The organism is Acidocella sp. KAb 2-4 (assembly GCF_020567705.1).
Classification (GTDB): Bacteria; Pseudomonadota; Alphaproteobacteria; order Acetobacterales; family Acetobacteraceae; genus Acidocella.
On sequence record NZ_JAJDJU010000002.1, the window covers coordinates 270,777 to 284,864 of the forward strand.

The 14,088-nt window shown below is 66.7% G+C and carries 13 protein-coding genes; 9 read left to right on the top strand and 4 right to left on the bottom strand.

Annotated features, from left to right (window positions below):
• Window positions 1–277 precede the first annotated feature (277 nt).
• The 3 genes from clpS (at window position 278) to LI953_RS02950 (ending at window position 3,782) form a co-directional block, all read left to right on the top strand.
• Window positions 278–607 carry an ATP-dependent Clp protease adapter ClpS gene (clpS, locus tag LI953_RS02940; protein ID WP_227074526.1) on the top strand — a complete coding sequence of 110 codons (330 nt, stop codon included), beginning with the start codon at window positions 278–280 and terminating at the stop codon, window positions 605–607.
• A 132-nt stretch (window positions 608–739) separates the two neighbouring features.
• Complete coding sequence (clpA, locus tag LI953_RS02945) at window positions 740–3,082, top strand: ATP-dependent Clp protease ATP-binding subunit ClpA (protein WP_227074527.1); 2,343 nt, start codon at window positions 740–742, stop codon at window positions 3,080–3,082.
• Between the two features lie 85 nt (window positions 3,083–3,167).
• Window positions 3,168–3,782: a hypothetical protein gene (locus LI953_RS02950; RefSeq protein WP_227074528.1), complete on the top strand. Its 615-nt coding sequence runs from the start codon at window positions 3,168–3,170 to the stop codon at window positions 3,780–3,782.
• A gap of 32 nt (window positions 3,783–3,814) precedes the next feature.
• Here LI953_RS02950 and LI953_RS02955 read toward each other — a convergent pair whose 3' ends face one another.
• Window positions 3,815–3,988 carry a hypothetical protein gene (locus LI953_RS02955; protein WP_227074529.1) on the bottom strand — a complete coding sequence of 58 codons (174 nt, stop codon included), beginning with the start codon at window positions 3,986–3,988 and terminating at the stop codon, window positions 3,815–3,817.
• A gap of 6 nt (window positions 3,989–3,994) precedes the next feature.
• Window positions 3,995–4,321, bottom strand: coding sequence for a zinc ribbon domain-containing protein YjdM (locus tag LI953_RS02960; RefSeq protein ID WP_227074530.1), 327 nt, complete (start codon window positions 4,319–4,321; stop codon window positions 3,995–3,997).
• Between the two features lie 85 nt (window positions 4,322–4,406).
• Between LI953_RS02960 and LI953_RS02965 the strand changes: the two genes are divergently transcribed.
• The 3 genes from LI953_RS02965 to LI953_RS02975 all read left to right on the top strand — a co-directional run bounded on the left by LI953_RS02965 (window position 4,407) and on the right by LI953_RS02975 (window position 8,333).
• The gene (locus LI953_RS02965; RefSeq protein ID WP_227074531.1) at window positions 4,407–6,221 is read left to right on the top strand and encodes a sulfotransferase; all 1,815 of its coding nucleotides are present in this window, start codon (window positions 4,407–4,409) and stop codon (window positions 6,219–6,221) included.
• A gap of 2 nt (window positions 6,222–6,223) precedes the next feature.
• Entirely contained in the window at window positions 6,224–6,730 is a 507-nt protein-coding gene (locus LI953_RS02970) for a DUF3429 domain-containing protein (protein WP_227074532.1), read from the top strand.
• 88 nt (window positions 6,731–6,818) lie between these two features.
• Window positions 6,819–8,333 carry a methyl-accepting chemotaxis protein gene (locus LI953_RS02975; protein WP_227074533.1) on the top strand — a complete coding sequence of 505 codons (1,515 nt, stop codon included), beginning with the start codon at window positions 6,819–6,821 and terminating at the stop codon, window positions 8,331–8,333.
• Here LI953_RS02975 and LI953_RS02980 read toward each other — a convergent pair.
• On the bottom strand, window positions 8,330–8,545 hold the full coding sequence (locus LI953_RS02980) for a heavy-metal-associated domain-containing protein (RefSeq protein WP_227074534.1): 216 nt from the start codon (window positions 8,543–8,545) through the stop codon (window positions 8,330–8,332). The genes LI953_RS02975 and LI953_RS02980 overlap by 4 nt on opposite strands.
• Window positions 8,546–8,639: 94 nt before the next feature.
• Between LI953_RS02980 and LI953_RS02985 the strand changes: the two genes are divergently transcribed.
• From LI953_RS02985 to LI953_RS02995, 3 genes are all read left to right on the top strand, one after another.
• Complete coding sequence (locus LI953_RS02985; protein WP_227074535.1) at window positions 8,640–10,706, top strand: cation-translocating P-type ATPase; 2,067 nt, start codon at window positions 8,640–8,642, stop codon at window positions 10,704–10,706.
• Between the two features lie 229 nt (window positions 10,707–10,935).
• Window positions 10,936–12,543, top strand: a complete 1,608-nt coding sequence (locus LI953_RS02990) for a DEAD/DEAH box helicase (protein WP_227074558.1) — start codon at window positions 10,936–10,938, stop codon at window positions 12,541–12,543.
• A 4-nt stretch (window positions 12,544–12,547) separates the two neighbouring features.
• On the top strand, window positions 12,548–13,615 hold the full coding sequence (locus tag LI953_RS02995) for a class I SAM-dependent RNA methyltransferase (RefSeq protein ID WP_227074536.1): 1,068 nt from the start codon (window positions 12,548–12,550) through the stop codon (window positions 13,613–13,615).
• Between the two features lie 11 nt (window positions 13,616–13,626).
• Here LI953_RS02995 and LI953_RS03000 read toward each other — a convergent pair whose 3' ends face one another.
• Window positions 13,627–14,037, bottom strand: coding sequence for a rhodanese-like domain-containing protein (locus tag LI953_RS03000; protein ID WP_227074537.1), 411 nt, complete (start codon window positions 14,035–14,037; stop codon window positions 13,627–13,629).
• Window positions 14,038–14,088: the final 51 nt, after the last annotated feature.

The following is a 14,088-nucleotide window of genomic DNA, read 5'->3' on the forward strand; positions in this document are numbered from 1 at the left end:
AGCCCTTGGGGGGAAGGGCGCGGCGCGTTGAGCGCCCGCGCGGAAAAAGGCCGGCCCGCTGGGGGTACGGCCTTTTCGCTTTTTGAGCGCCGGGCTAGCCGGGAACTGGATATCGACCCGCCGCATGCCTATGTCTGTGGCAGGGATTTTTGCAGATGAGAGAAATTCTCTCTTTCATAGGCGGCCTCGCTTTCGATATGCTTCATCAGCGGGCGGTTGGCGCGCCGCGCGGTGGATAGCAGGGCGGGACCGCGGTTTTGCCTGGGGTGTTTGAGGGATGAGCGAGGACGATAAGCGGAAGGGTGGCGAGGGGACTAATGCCGGCGTGGTGGTGAAGCCGCGGCCGAAGACCCGCAAGCCCACGATGTATAAGGTGCTCATGCTCAATGACGACTACACGCCGATGGAGTTCGTCGTGCATGTGCTGGAGCGCTTCTTCCAAAAATCGCGTGATCAGGCGACGCAGATCATGCTGCATGTGCATCGCCGCGGGGTGGGGGTGTGCGGGGTGTACACCTATGAGGTGGCCGAAACCAAGGTGACGCAGGTGATGGATCTGGCCCGCCAGAATCAACACCCGCTGCAATGCACGATTGAGAAAGAGTGAGACTGTTATTCTGCGGCTCACTCACCATTTACGAATTTCCGCCACAGTGGCGGCGCCAAGATGCCGGCCGGACAGGCAGGTAGTATGTCCGGAATCAAGCGCGCCGGGTTCCGGCGCAAAGGAAGTTAGTCCATGCTGTCTCGCAACCTAGAACAGACCTTGCACCGCGCTTTGTCCCTGGCGGCCGAGCGCAAGCACGAATACGCCACTTTGGAGCATCTGCTGCTCGGGCTGGCTGACGATGCCGATGCGGTGACGGTATTGCGTGCCTGCGGTGTGGACATCGAAAAGATCAAGAAGGACCTCACCGAGTTCCTCGACAAGGACCTTGCCGGACTCGCCACCGACCGCGCGGGCGACCCCAAGCCCACCGCCGGGTTCCAGCGCGTGGTGCAGCGTGCCGCGATCCATGTGCAATCCTCGGGGCGCGAGGAGGTGACCGGCGCCAATGTGCTGGTCGCGCTGTTCTCGGAGCGCGAGAGCCATGCCGTGTACTTCCTGCAATTGCAGGACATGACGCGCCTGGACGCGGTGAACTTCATCTCGCACGGCATCGCCAAGAGCCCGGGCAAATCCGCGCCGCGCCCCCCCACCGGGGCCGAGCAGAATAATGAGAGCGAGCGCGAGGAGAAGCCGAGCGCCAAGCGCGGACAGGATGCGCTCTCGACCTATTGCATCAACCTGAACAAGAAGGCGCGGGACGGGAAGATCGACCCGCTGATCGGGCGCGAGCACGAGATCGAGCGTACGATCCAGATCCTCTGCCGCCGCACCAAGAACAACCCGCTCTATGTGGGCGACCCCGGCGTGGGCAAGACCGCCATTGCCGAGGGGCTGGCCAAGCGCATCATCGATGCGGATGTGCCGGAGGTGCTGCTCAACGCCACCATCTTCGCGCTCGACATGGGCGCGCTGCTGGCCGGCACCCGCTATCGCGGCGATTTCGAGGAGCGGCTGAAGGCGGTGGTGACCGAGATGGAGAACACCCCCGGCGCGGTGCTGTTCATTGACGAGATCCACACCGTGATCGGCGCCGGCGCCACCTCGGGCGGAGCGATGGACGCCTCCAACCTGCTCAAGCCCGCTCTGGCCCAGGGCTCGCTGCGCTGCATCGGGTCCACCACCTATAAGGAGTTCCGCAACTACTTCGAGAAGGACCGCGCGCTGGTGCGGCGCTTCCAGAAGATCGATGTGAACGAGCCGTCAGTCGAGGATGCGGTGAAGATCCTGCGGGGGCTCAAGGGCGCCTACGAGAAGCACCATAAGGTGCGCTACACCGATGAGGCGATCCGCGCGGCGGTGGAGCTGTCGGCCAAGTACATCAACGACCGTAAGTTGCCGGACAAGGCGATCGACGTGATCGACGAGGCCGGGGCGGCGCGGATGCTGCAGCCCGAGAGCAAGCGCCGCAAGACGGTGACGCTGAAGGACATCGAGGACATGGTGTCCAAGATCGCGCGCATCCCGCCCAAATCGGTCTCCACCGACGACAAGGAGATGCTGCGCAACCTGGAGCGCGACCTGAAGGCGATGGTGTTCGGCCAGGATGCGGCGATCGAGGCGCTGTCGGCGGCGATGAAGCTTTCGCGCGCCGGGCTGCGTGATCCCGAGAAGCCGATCGGCAACTACCTGTTCTCCGGCCCCACCGGCGTCGGCAAGACCGAGGTGGCCCGCCAGCTCGCCTCCACGCTGGGCATCGAGCTGACGCGGTTCGACATGTCGGAGTATATGGAGCGGCATTCGGTGTCGCGGCTGATCGGCGCGCCGCCGGGCTATGTCGGGTTCGACCAGGGCGGGCTGCTGACCGACGCCATCGACCAGCACCCGCATTGCGTGCTGCTGCTCGACGAGATCGAGAAGGCGCATCCCGATCTGTTCAACATCCTGTTGCAGATCATGGATCACGGGAAGTTGACCGACCATAACGGCAAGAAGATCGATTTCCGCAACGTCATCCTGATCATGACGACCAATGCGGGGGCGTCGGACATGCAGAAACCGGCGATCGGCTTTGGCCGCGTGGTGCGCGTGGGCGAGGATGAAGAGGCGGTAAAGCGCCTGTTCACCCCGGAATTCCGCAACCGCCTGGATGCGATCATTCCGTTCTCGGCGCTGACGCCGGAGATCGTGGGCCGCGTGGTGGAGAAGTTCGTGATGCAGCTGGAGGCCCAGCTTGCGGACCGCAATGTCACCATCGAGCTGTCCTCGGCGGCGAAGGAGTTCCTGGCCGAGCGCGGCTACGAGCCGCTTTATGGCGCAAGGCCGCTGGCGCGCGTGATCCAGGAGCTGATCAAGAAGCCGCTGGCCGAGGAGCTGCTATTCGGCAAGCTGGTGAAGGGCGGCGCCGTGAAGGTGACGGTGAAGGACGGCAAGCTCGCCTTCGACGTGGCCGAGGCCACCCCGCCCGCTTTGCCCAAGCCCGAAGCCGAGGGCGACGGCGAGGATGGCGAACGAACCCCGGAAGAAGTGCACTAAAGAAACCGGCGCCCGCGAGGGCGCCGTTTTTTGTTGGGGCATGTTAGAGCTTGATTGAGGTCATTTCAGTCTCGGGATCTTGTTCGTGAATTTGCTTGAAAGTTTTGGTTCGCATTATCCTCATGCCATCGACGTTCTGGGCACCTTGGGCACCTGGGCTGCGGTCGTCGTCGCGTTGTCGGCGTCTTACCTCGCCAAGCGTCAAGCTTTGCCGAGGATAAGAGCGGAGGTTTCCGTTAGATGTCTTGTTTATGGAGATGGGCGACCTCGGGAGCGGTGGCCGGAATATGTGGTGCTAAAACTGACAAATGTTGGCGCAATCCCTGTGCGGGTTAACTCACATATGTTTTCCTGGTCAGTGCGAAATCGTTCTGGAGTGTGGCTTGTCAATAACGTGGATTACTCGGGGGATACCCATGTACCAAGGCGGCAATACCCGTTGGTAATGCCGCCCAGAACATCAGAAATTATTTATCTTTCTTCTTTGGAGCGGTTTAAAGAGGCGATACCAAAAATTCTGCCGCAGTCTCGTCTTCCGGCATTTCTTTTGAAGTCTTTTTTTGGAGGAGTTGTCTTTACTGACGATGGGAGTCGTTTTGCAGTCTCCATCCATGAAAGTATTTGGGGAGAAATAGCGGCTAGCCGTGGATTCGATGGTCAAGAGACCGCTGTATCATCCTCAAAAACTCAGGCCTTATAAAATAATTCTGTAGTCTGTGCCGCTCATCCACCTTACTCAACCTTCGAGGAGAGCCGCGCGATCACGGCGTTTGCTTCCCTGATCGCGCGGCCTTCATCGCCTGTGCGGGTCAGGCATTCATTGGCGATCTTCGCCCATAATTCGCACAGTTCCGTCGTGATGGCTTTGTGCGTGTGGGTTTGGGCGTCTTCCGGCCGCCAAGGCATGCCGCCTCACGCCTTCCGCACAAATTCCTGCTTGATGAAATAATCCCCCGCCTCAATCGCGTGGTCGCCGCTGTGCAGGCGGATGTTCTTCAGCTTGGTGCCGACCTTCAGCCCGGTGGAGGAGCCCTTCACCTTCAGATCCTTGATCAGCACCACCGTGTCGCCGTTTTGCAGCACATTGCCGTTGGCGTCGCGGATCACCTCCGCGGCTTCGGCTTCGGCGGGCTGGGCGGCGGGCCATTCATAGCCGCAGGTATTGCAGACATATTGGCCGCCCTGGAGATGCACATCGTCCAGGGAGCATTGCGGGCAGGCGGGGCGGGTATTGCTCATGCGCCTCCATAGCGCACAACCCGCCCGCGCATAAGTCCGCGCGGCGCATCTAGCGGCTGGGCGGGCGGCTCATTACACTCGGGTCATGGTTGACCTCGCCCCTTGCCCCTGTGGCTCCGGCCTGCGTCGGGTGCGCTGCTGCGCGCTCGATTTCGCCACGTTGTCACCGCCCGAGGCCACCGAGATTCTGGCCCCGCTACTGGCCCAAGCCGAGGCCGCGCTCGCCGGCGGAGACGAAGCCGTGGCCGGAGACCGGGCGCGGCATCTGCTGGAGCTGGCGCCGGGGCGCGAGGATGCGTTGCTGTTTCTCTACCGGCTCTGTCAGCGCCAGGGGCGGGACGAGGCGGCGGAGGCGCTGATCCGCCGCGTGGTGGCGCTGAACCCCAACCAGTTTTGGGCCACCAACGAGCTGACCCTGCTTCTGCTCGGGCGCGGGCAACTGGCCGAGGCTGAAATCCACGCGCGCAACGCCGTGCGCATCGCGCCGCAAAACGCGCAGGCGCATAACCTCATGGGGCTGGTGCTGACCGAGGCCAACCGCCCGCTGATCGGCGAGTATCATTACCGCAAGGTGCTGGAGCTGGCCGCGGGCGAGGAGCCGGTCACCCTGGCCAATCTGGCCTGGAACCTGAAGACTCAGGGGCGCATCGCGGAGGCGCGGGGCTTGTATGAGCGCTCGATGGCGCTGAAGCCGGACGTGCCGCAAACCCTGCTGGGATACGCCAAGATGGAGGAGGCGGACCGCAATTTCGCGCGGGCGCTGGAGTTGCTGGACCAGGCGGCGGCGCTGCTTCCTGGCGATCCCTCGGTGCAGCTGACCCGCGCCACCGTTTTGGCGCGGCTGAAGCGGAGGCCGGAGGCGCTGGCGATTCTGCATGAGCCGGAAGATGGGCGGCTGCGCCTCGGCCCGGCGGAGATGTCGGAAAAAGGCCGGCTGCTCGACCAGATGGGGCGGTATGACGAGGCCTTCGCCTGTTTTGTGACCGGCAAGCGGCGCGCGCTGGAGCTGGGGGCGCGGCCGTATATGGCGGAGGCGGCGGTGGATCTGGCGGCGCGGCTGGCCGGCTTCTTCACCGCGCGCCGGCTGCAAACCCTTCCCGTGGCCGAGCCCCGCGCCGATATGCCGCAGCCGGTGTTCATCGTCGGCTTTCCGCGCTCGGGCACCACGCTCATCGAGCAGACGCTGAGCGTGCATCCGCGCATCGCGGCGGGGGATGAGCTGCCCTATATCAGCGACATCACGCAGATCATGCCCCGGCTTCTGGCCAGCCCGCTGCTCTACCCCGAGGCGCTGGCCGAGCTCTGGATGGGCGACCAGCGCGACGGGCTGAACGAGCTGCGCGATTATTACCTCAATCGCGCGGCCAAGAGCGGCATCTTCAAGCCCGGCGCGGATGTCTTCACCGACAAGATGCCGCTGAACGAGACGCATCTGGGCCTCATCAGCATGCTGTTTCCGCGCGCGCCGATCATCCATGTCATCCGCCACCCGCTGGATGTGGTGCTCTCGGTCTATGCCAACCATCTCACCCATGGCTTTTTCTGCGCCGCGCAGCTGGAGAGCATCGCCGCGCATTACAATCTGGTGGCGGCGCTGGTCGAGCATTACCGGCAGAATGTGAGCATGCGCTATCTGCCCGTGCGCTACGAGGATGTGGTGACGGATCAGGAGGCGAGCGTGCGGCGGATCCTCGATTTCATCGGGGTGGAATTCGACCCGCGCTGCCTCAGCTTCGAACAAAACACCCGCTACGCGCGCACAGCGAGCTACGCGCAGGTGGCCGAGAAGCTCTATGACCGCTCGCGCTACCGGTATAAGCCTTATCTCAAACATCTCGCCCCGGTGCTGGAGCCGCTGCGTCCCGCCATCGCGCGCCTGGGCTACACGATCGAGGAGTGATTATGTTCAAGCAGCCTTTCACCATCGCCATCATTCTCACTTTGGCCGGGGCGGTGCCGTTTCTGGTGCTGGGCGCCATCGTGCTGCTCGACCCGCTACAGGCGAAAACCGCGATCGAGGTGCTGATCTCCTATGGCGCCGTGATCCTCTCGTTCCTCGGCGCCGTCCATTGGGGCTTCGCGCTGCGCGACACCGCGCATCCGGTGAATGGGCAGCCCTTGCCGCCGGCCACGCTGGGGGCGGAGCGCCAGCTTTTGGTGTTCGGCGTGATCCCGGCGCTCATCGGCTGGCTGTCGCTGTCGCTGATGCTGCATTTCAACGCCCCGGCCCTGGCGCTGTTCCTGCTGCTGGCGGGGTTTCTCATCACCATCGTGGTGGAGACGATCGGGCGCGGGCGCGGCGTGGTCGCGGGCAATTATCTGGCGCTGCGCTGGGCGGCGTCGATCATCGTGATGGCGACGCTGTTCGTGGTGCTGCTCGCGGTGCTTACCGGCATGCGCGCGGGGTGAGCCGCGGCGGGCCAGGGCCGGATGTTTACGTATCCTTCACCCGCATCTTGGTAGGGGAGGAGATAGCAACAACCAGACGGACCTGCCCATGCGCCTGTTTGCCAAACGCCCCACGCCGCCGCCGCCGCCCAGCGCCCGCGCGCAGCTCGCAGATTTCATTTTCAACCGCGCGCCCGATGCGTATTTCGTGCTGCATGAGGGGCGGGTCGTGGATTGCAACCCGGCGATGGAGGCGCTGCTGGGCCGGCCCCGCGAGCAATTGCTTGGCCTGACGCCGGATAAGTTCTCGCCCGAATTCCAGCCGGATGGCGAATCCTCGGCCGAGGGGGCGGTGCGCAAGATGGGCGAGCTGAACGCGCGCAACGATTATATCCGGTTCGACTGGATGCATCAGCGGCTCGACGGCACACCCCTGCCGGTGACGGTGACGCTGATGTTCGCCACCATCGACGATCTGCCGATGATGGTCGCAATCTGGCAAGATCGCCGGGCGATGGTTGAGGTGCAGGCGCGCCAAGCCAGCATGGCCGGCGCCCAGGGCGAGGTGGTGGAGGCCTTTTCTCAAGGCTTCGCGCGCATGGCCCAGGGCGATCTCACCGTGCGTTTCACCGACGCCTTCGCGCATGAATACGAGCCGCTGCGCGCCAATTTCAACGCCACGATGGAGGCGTTGCAGCAATCGATGCGCGGCATCGTCAGCCATGCCCGTGCGGTGAGCGCCGCCGCCGCCGAGCTCACCTCGGCGTCGGACGATCTTTCGCGCCGGACTGAGCAGCAGGCCGCCACGCTGGAGGAGACCGCCGCGGCGCTGGACGAGATCACCGCCACCGTGCGCACCAGCAGCGAGGGCGCCAGCCAGGCGCATGAGCTGGTGCGCACCGCGCGCGAGGATGCGGAGCGCTCGGGCGCCGTGGTGCGCGAGGCAGTGGCCGCGATGAGTGGGATCGAGTCATCAGCCAGCCAGATTTCCAGCATCATCGGCGTGATCGACGAGATCGCTTTCCAGACCAATCTGCTGGCGCTGAATGCCGGGGTAGAGGCGGCGCGCGCGGGCGATGCCGGGCGCGGCTTCGCCGTGGTCGCCACCGAGGTGCGCGCCCTGGCGCAGCGCTCGGCCGACGCGGCGAAGGAGATCAAGGCGCTGATCTCCACCTCGGGCACGCAGGTGGAGGCCGGGGGGCGGCTGGTGGGCGAGACCGGGCGGGCGCTCTCGCGCATCGTCGAGCAGGTGGAGAAGCTGAACGATCTGGTGCGCGGCATCGCCGGGTCGGCCGGAGAACAGGCGGCCGGGCTCAGCCAGGTCAATTCGGCGGTGAACCAGATGGATCAGGTGACGCAGCAAAACGCCGCGATGGTGGAGCAGAGCACCGCGGCCAGCCATGGTCTGGCAGCCGAGGCGCGGGAGTTGACGGCGCTGGTCGGCCGGTTCGAGATCGGGGGGATGGCGGCCGAGCCGCCGCCCGCCCCGGTGCGCAAGCCGGCCCCGGCCAAGCCGCGGGCCGCCACGCGGCCGGCTTCTGGCTTCCGGCCCGTGCCCGCCCCGCCGCGCAAGGCGCCGGCCGCGATGGCCGCCGGGGGCGATGATGACTGGACGGAGTTTTAACCCGCGCTCTGCGCGCTGAAACCGGCATCCTCGATGGCGGCGGCGATGGCGGCGGCGCTTCCGCCACTACGCACCGTTACCTGCCGGGTTTGCAGATCGGCCTGCACCTCGGCGGCATTATCGACTTGCCGCACCGCCGCGGTGATGGAGCGGATGCAGGATTGGCAATGCATTTCGGGAATGTTGAATTTCATGTCGGTCGCTTGCGGCATCGCGGAACTCCTGGGTTGTCGTAAATAAGGGGCGGCGGCGCAGCCGGGTCAAGCGCATTGACCACCCGGCTGGGGGCCGCTCATATCGTTGGGCATGGACCAGACCCTGCCTCCCGACCAGCGTATCGACCTCGCCATTGGCGGCATGACCTGCGCGAGCTGCGTGGCGAGGGTGGAGAAGGTGCTGCGCCGCGTGCCGGGGGTGCATGAGGCCTCGGTGAATCTGGCCACCGAGATGGCGCAGGTGCAGGCCGGGGCCGAGGTGGCGCTGCCCGCGCTCATCGAGGCCGTGCGGCGCGCCGGCTTCACCGCCGCGCCGATGCAGGCCGCGCGGCCTGACCGCAGCGGACGCGAAAAGCTGGAGTTGATCGCCTCCTTCCTGCTCTCCGCCCCGGTGGTGCTGGACATGGCGCTGCCCGTGCCGCCTTTGGCGCAACTCGTGCTGGCCAGCGTGGTGCAGGTCTGGCTGGGGGCGCGGTTTTACCGGGCCGGGTTCGCCGCGCTGCGCGCCGGGACGGGCAATATGGATCTGCTGGTGGCGCTCGGCACCTCCGCCGCCTGGGGGCTGTCGGTGTGGGATTACGCGGCGGGCGGGCCGCTTTATTTCGAGTCCTCGGTCGCCATCATCACCCTGATCCGGCTCGGCAAATATATGGAAGGCCGGGTGAAGCGCGACGCCGCCCGCGCGATCACCGCCCTGCACAAGCTGCGCCCCGAAACCGCGCGCCGCGCCGATGGCGCCGCCGTGCCAGTGGCGGCGCTGGCGCCGGGCGATGAGATCGAACTGCGCCCGGGCGAGCGCGTGCCGGTGGATGGCGTGGTGGTGGAGGGTGTGGGCAGCCTCGATGAAAGCCCGGTGACGGGCGAGGCCCTGCCGGTGACGCGCGGCCCCGGCGCGGCGCTGCTGGCGGGCACGCTCAACCTCAACGCGGTGCTGCGCCTGCGCGTGACCTCTGCCGCCGGGGCGAGTTTCCTCGACCGCATGGCGCGGATGATCGAGGACGCGCAGGCCACCAAGCCGCGGGTGCAGAAGCTGGCCGACAAGGTGGCTGCGGTGTTTGTGCCGGTGGTGGTGGGGCTGGCGCTGCTCACGCTGGCGGCGTGGCTGGCGCATGGCGCGGCCTATCCGCGCGCCATCATCAACGCCGTGTCGGTGCTGGTCATCGCCTGCCCCTGCGCCATGGGGCTGGCCACCCCGGCGGCGATCCTGGCGGGGACGGGCACCGCCGCCAAGCTCGGCATCCTGTTCCGCAGCGCCGATGCGCTGGAGCAGGCGGCGCATGTCGATACGCTGGTGTTCGACAAGACCGGCACGCTCACCACCGGGCAGCCGCACTTGCAACGCGTGGTGCTGTTCGGCGCGTTGAGCGAGGCGCGGGCGCTGGAGATCGCGGCGGCGCTGGCGGCGCGCGACACCCATCCGCTGAGCGCCGCGCTGCGCCGCGCGGGCGTGGCTCCGGCGTCGGATTTCATGGCGTTGCCGGGGCGGGGCGTGCGCGGCAGCGTGGCGGGGGCGGCGTATCTGCTGGGCTCCGCCGCACTGGTGCCCGCCGCGCCGGCGATGGCGGATGGCGCCACCTGGTCCTGGCTGGCCGGGGCGGATGGCGCGCTGCTCGCCGGTTTCGCCTTTACCGACACGCTGCGCCCCGGCGCGCGCGCGGCGCTGGCGCGGCTGCGCGAGATGGGCCTGCGCGTGCTGCTGCTCACCGGCGACCGGCGCGAGGCCGCCGAGGCGCTGGATCTGGGCGTGGAGATCATCGCCGAGGCCGACCCGGCGCGGAAGCTGGCGCTGATCCAGGAGTTGCGCGCCGCCGGGCGCCGCCCCGCCATGCTGGGCGACGGCATCAACGACGCCGCCGCGCTGGCCGCCGCCACCGTGGGCATGGCCATGGGCTCGGGCGCGGATGTCGCCATCGAGGCGGCGGATGTCTCGCTGCTGCGCCCCGATCCGGCGCTGGCCCCCGCCGCCATCGCGCTGGCGCGCAAAAGCTGGACGGTGCTGAAGGAAGGGTTGTTCTGGGCGCTGATTTATAACGCGCTCGGCATCCCCGCCGCCGCTTTCGGCCTGCTGAGCCCGGCCATGGCGGGCGGGGCGATGGCCGCATCCTCACTTTGCGTACTTGGCAACGCGCTGCGGTTGCGCCATTGGAAACCAGTATGAGATGGGTAACGATTGCACGGCCTGCCCGCCGCCGGAACGCGGGATCGGGCGGTAAATCTTGACTTCCGGGAACGGTTTGCCGATAGGGAGCACGGTAAAGAAACTAGCGCGTTTGGCGCTGGGCGCGCTCTGGCGCGCCAGATCTCACGACGAACGGACACCATCCTTGTCTGACACACATGAAGCCGGGAATACCGGGACACCGGTAGACGAACAGGCACAGCCGCAGATGGCGCAGCCTGACCCCGCCCAAGACGTATCCACCGACCACGACGTAGCGGTTCAGGACGAACTGGCCGCGGAAGAAACCTCGGCGGAAGCCGCGCCGGAGCAGGGTTTTGCCGCGCTTGGCCTGTCCGCCCCGATTCTCAAGGCCCTGCACGACAAGGGCTATCTAAACCCCACCCCGATCCAGGCGCAGGCCATTCCGGCGGTGCTGATGGGGCAGGATGTGCTGGGTACGGCGCAGACCGGCACGGGCAAGACCGCCAGTTTCACCCTGCCGATGATGGACATCCTCTCCGGCAGGCGCGCCCGCGCGCGCATGCCGCGCTCGCTGATTTTGGAGCCGACCCGCGAGCTGGCCCTGCAGGTGGCGGAAAATTTTGTTCAGTACGGCAAATATCTGAAGCTGAATCACGCATTGCTGATCGGCGGCGAGAGCATGGCCGACCAGAAGGACGTGCTGAACAAGGGTGTGGACGTGCTGATCGCCACCCCGGGCCGCCTGATCGATTTGTTCGAGCGCGGCGGGCTGCTGCTCACCGATGTGCGCGTGCTGGTGATCGACGAAGCCGACCGCATGCTGGACATGGGCTTCATTCCGGATATCGAGCGCATCGTCTCGCTGCTGCCCGCCAACCGGCAGACGCTGTTCTTCTCCGCCACCATGGCACCGGAAATCCGCCGCCTGGCTGATGCCTTCCTCAATGCGCCCAAGGAGATCACCGTCTCCCGCCCGGCCACGGTGGCCACCACCATCACCACCGGGCTGGTGCTGGTGAACGAGCATGACAAGCGCGAGGCGCTGCGCCGGCTGATCCGCTCGGAGGACGTGCAGAACGCGCTGATCTTCTGCAACCGCAAGCGCGATGTCGATATCCTGCTGAAGTCACTGCTCAAGCACGGCTTCTCGGCCGGCGCGCTGCATGGCGATCTGGCGCAGAGCGTGCGCTTCGCGACGCTGGAGAAGTTCAAGGCTGGCGAGTTGCAGCTGCTGGTCTGCTCCGATGTCGCGGCGCGCGGCATCGATATTGGCGGGCTCAGCCATGTGTTCAATTTCGACGTGCCGCATCATTCCGAGGATTATGTGCACCGCATTGGCCGCACCGGCCGCGCCGGGCGCGAGGGGCATGCCTACACCATCGCCACGCCGGATGACCGCTTGGCCGTGGAGGCGGTGGAGAAGCTGATCGCCGCGCCGATCCCGCGCCTCGAAATTCCGGGGTTGGATGTAGTGGAATGGGCCGAGGATGATGGCCGTGGCAAGCGCGGCCGTGGTGGGCGCGGCGGGCGCGAGCGCAAACCCGCCAAGGAGAAGCCCGCCCCGCGCGAGGCCCGCGAAGCACGCCAGCCCGAGCGCGCGCCCAAGGCCGAGCCGCCGCGTGAGCGTGACCGTGAGCGTGAACGCCCCCGCCGCGAGCGCGAGCCCCGCCACGAGCGCGAGCCGCGCCATGAGCGGGAGGAGGGTACGCCGCTGCGCGGCTTTGGCGCGAATGTTCCCGCCTTCATGCTCATCCGCCGCCGCACCAAGGCGCTGCCGTCCGAGGAGATGATGATCGACGAGGCCGAGGCGCCGGACGTGATCCCCGACGAGAATGGCGGCGCCGAGGCGTAAGCCCGTGGCGCACTGCCCGCATTTCGGCCTCTGCGGCGGCTGCGCCGTGGCGGAGCGCCACGCCATCGACAAAGCCGCGCTGCTGCGCGGCGCCCTCGCCCGCGCCGGGTATCTCGACGCGCCGGTCGCTCCGCTGGTGGAGGCGCCTGTGGGCACGCGCCGCCGCGTCGACCTCGCGGCGACTCGCAAGGGCGCCGAGATCTCGCTCGGGCTGCACAAGGCGCGCGCGGCCGAGGTGGTGGATATGCGCGAATGCGCGCTGCTCCGCCCCGAAATCGTGGCCCTGTTGCCGCCATTGCGGGAGCTGCTGCGCAGCCTGCTCGCCTTCCGCCGTGCCGGTTCGGTGGTCATCAACTGGCTCGATAACGGGCCGGACATCCTGCTTCGCCTGGATGCCGAATTCCAGCCGCCGGACCGCAAGCGCATCATCGACTTCGCCAAGGCGCATGGCGCGCCGCGCATCGCCATCGCCACCGGCAAGGACGATCCGGAGCCGGCGGTGATCCTGCACAATCCGCTGCTCCATTTCGCCGGGGTGGCGGTGACGCCGCCGCCGGGCGGGTTTTTGCAGGCCAGCCCCGAGGGCGAGGCGGCGATTATCGCCGCGATGCTGGCGGGTTTGCCGAAACTCACCGCGAAATCGCGCATCGTTGAATTATTCGCGGGGTGCGGCACGCTCACCTTTCCGTTGGCGCAACAGGCGCGGGTGGAGGCCTATGAGGGGGATATGTTCGCGCCGCAAGCGGGCGAGGCGGCGGCGCGCGCCGCCGGGTTGGGCGGGCGCGTGAGTTTCACCCGGCGCGACCTGCACCGCCGCCCGCTGCAACCCGCCGAGATGGCGAAAGCCGCGGCCATTGTGCTGGACCCGCCTTATGCCGGGGCGGCGGCGCAAATGCGCTTCATCGTGCAGGCCAATGTGGCGCGGGTGATCTATGTGAGCTGCAACCCCGAGGCCCTGGCCGCCGACGCTGGCGCCCTGCGCCGCGCCGGATATTTTGTTCTCGCCGCCACGCCGATCGACCAGTTCCCGTATTCGGAGAATCTGGAGAGCGTGGTGGTGTTCGGGAAATAGGCGGTCCGGGCCTAGCCCTGCCGCCAGGGTAGCCCCTCGGCCTTCCACCCCGCCACATGGCCGCGATGGCCGCGCGGGTCGAGCGGCCCCTCGAAGCCGTCCTTCACATTATACACATGCGCAAACCCGGCCGCCTTGGCCGCCTGCGCCGCCGCCATGCTGCGCGCGCCCGAGCGGCAGATGAAATAGACGTGATGCTCCGGCGTCACCTGCGCGCTGGCCAGCGCGTCGAGGAATTTCGGGTTCACCTCCATGGCCGGGAGCATTTGCCACTGGATCAGCACCGGGTGCTTGCCGGTCTGCACCAGATCGGGCAGGCCGACAAAATTCCACTCCGCCTGGGTGCGCACATCGCACAGAATGGCTGAGGGATTGCTCATAAGCGCTTCCCACACCTGTCGCGGCGCGACATCTTCGATCATAATATCCCCCGGTGTATGGTCGTTACGCGCAACATAGCGAGGACAGGTTCG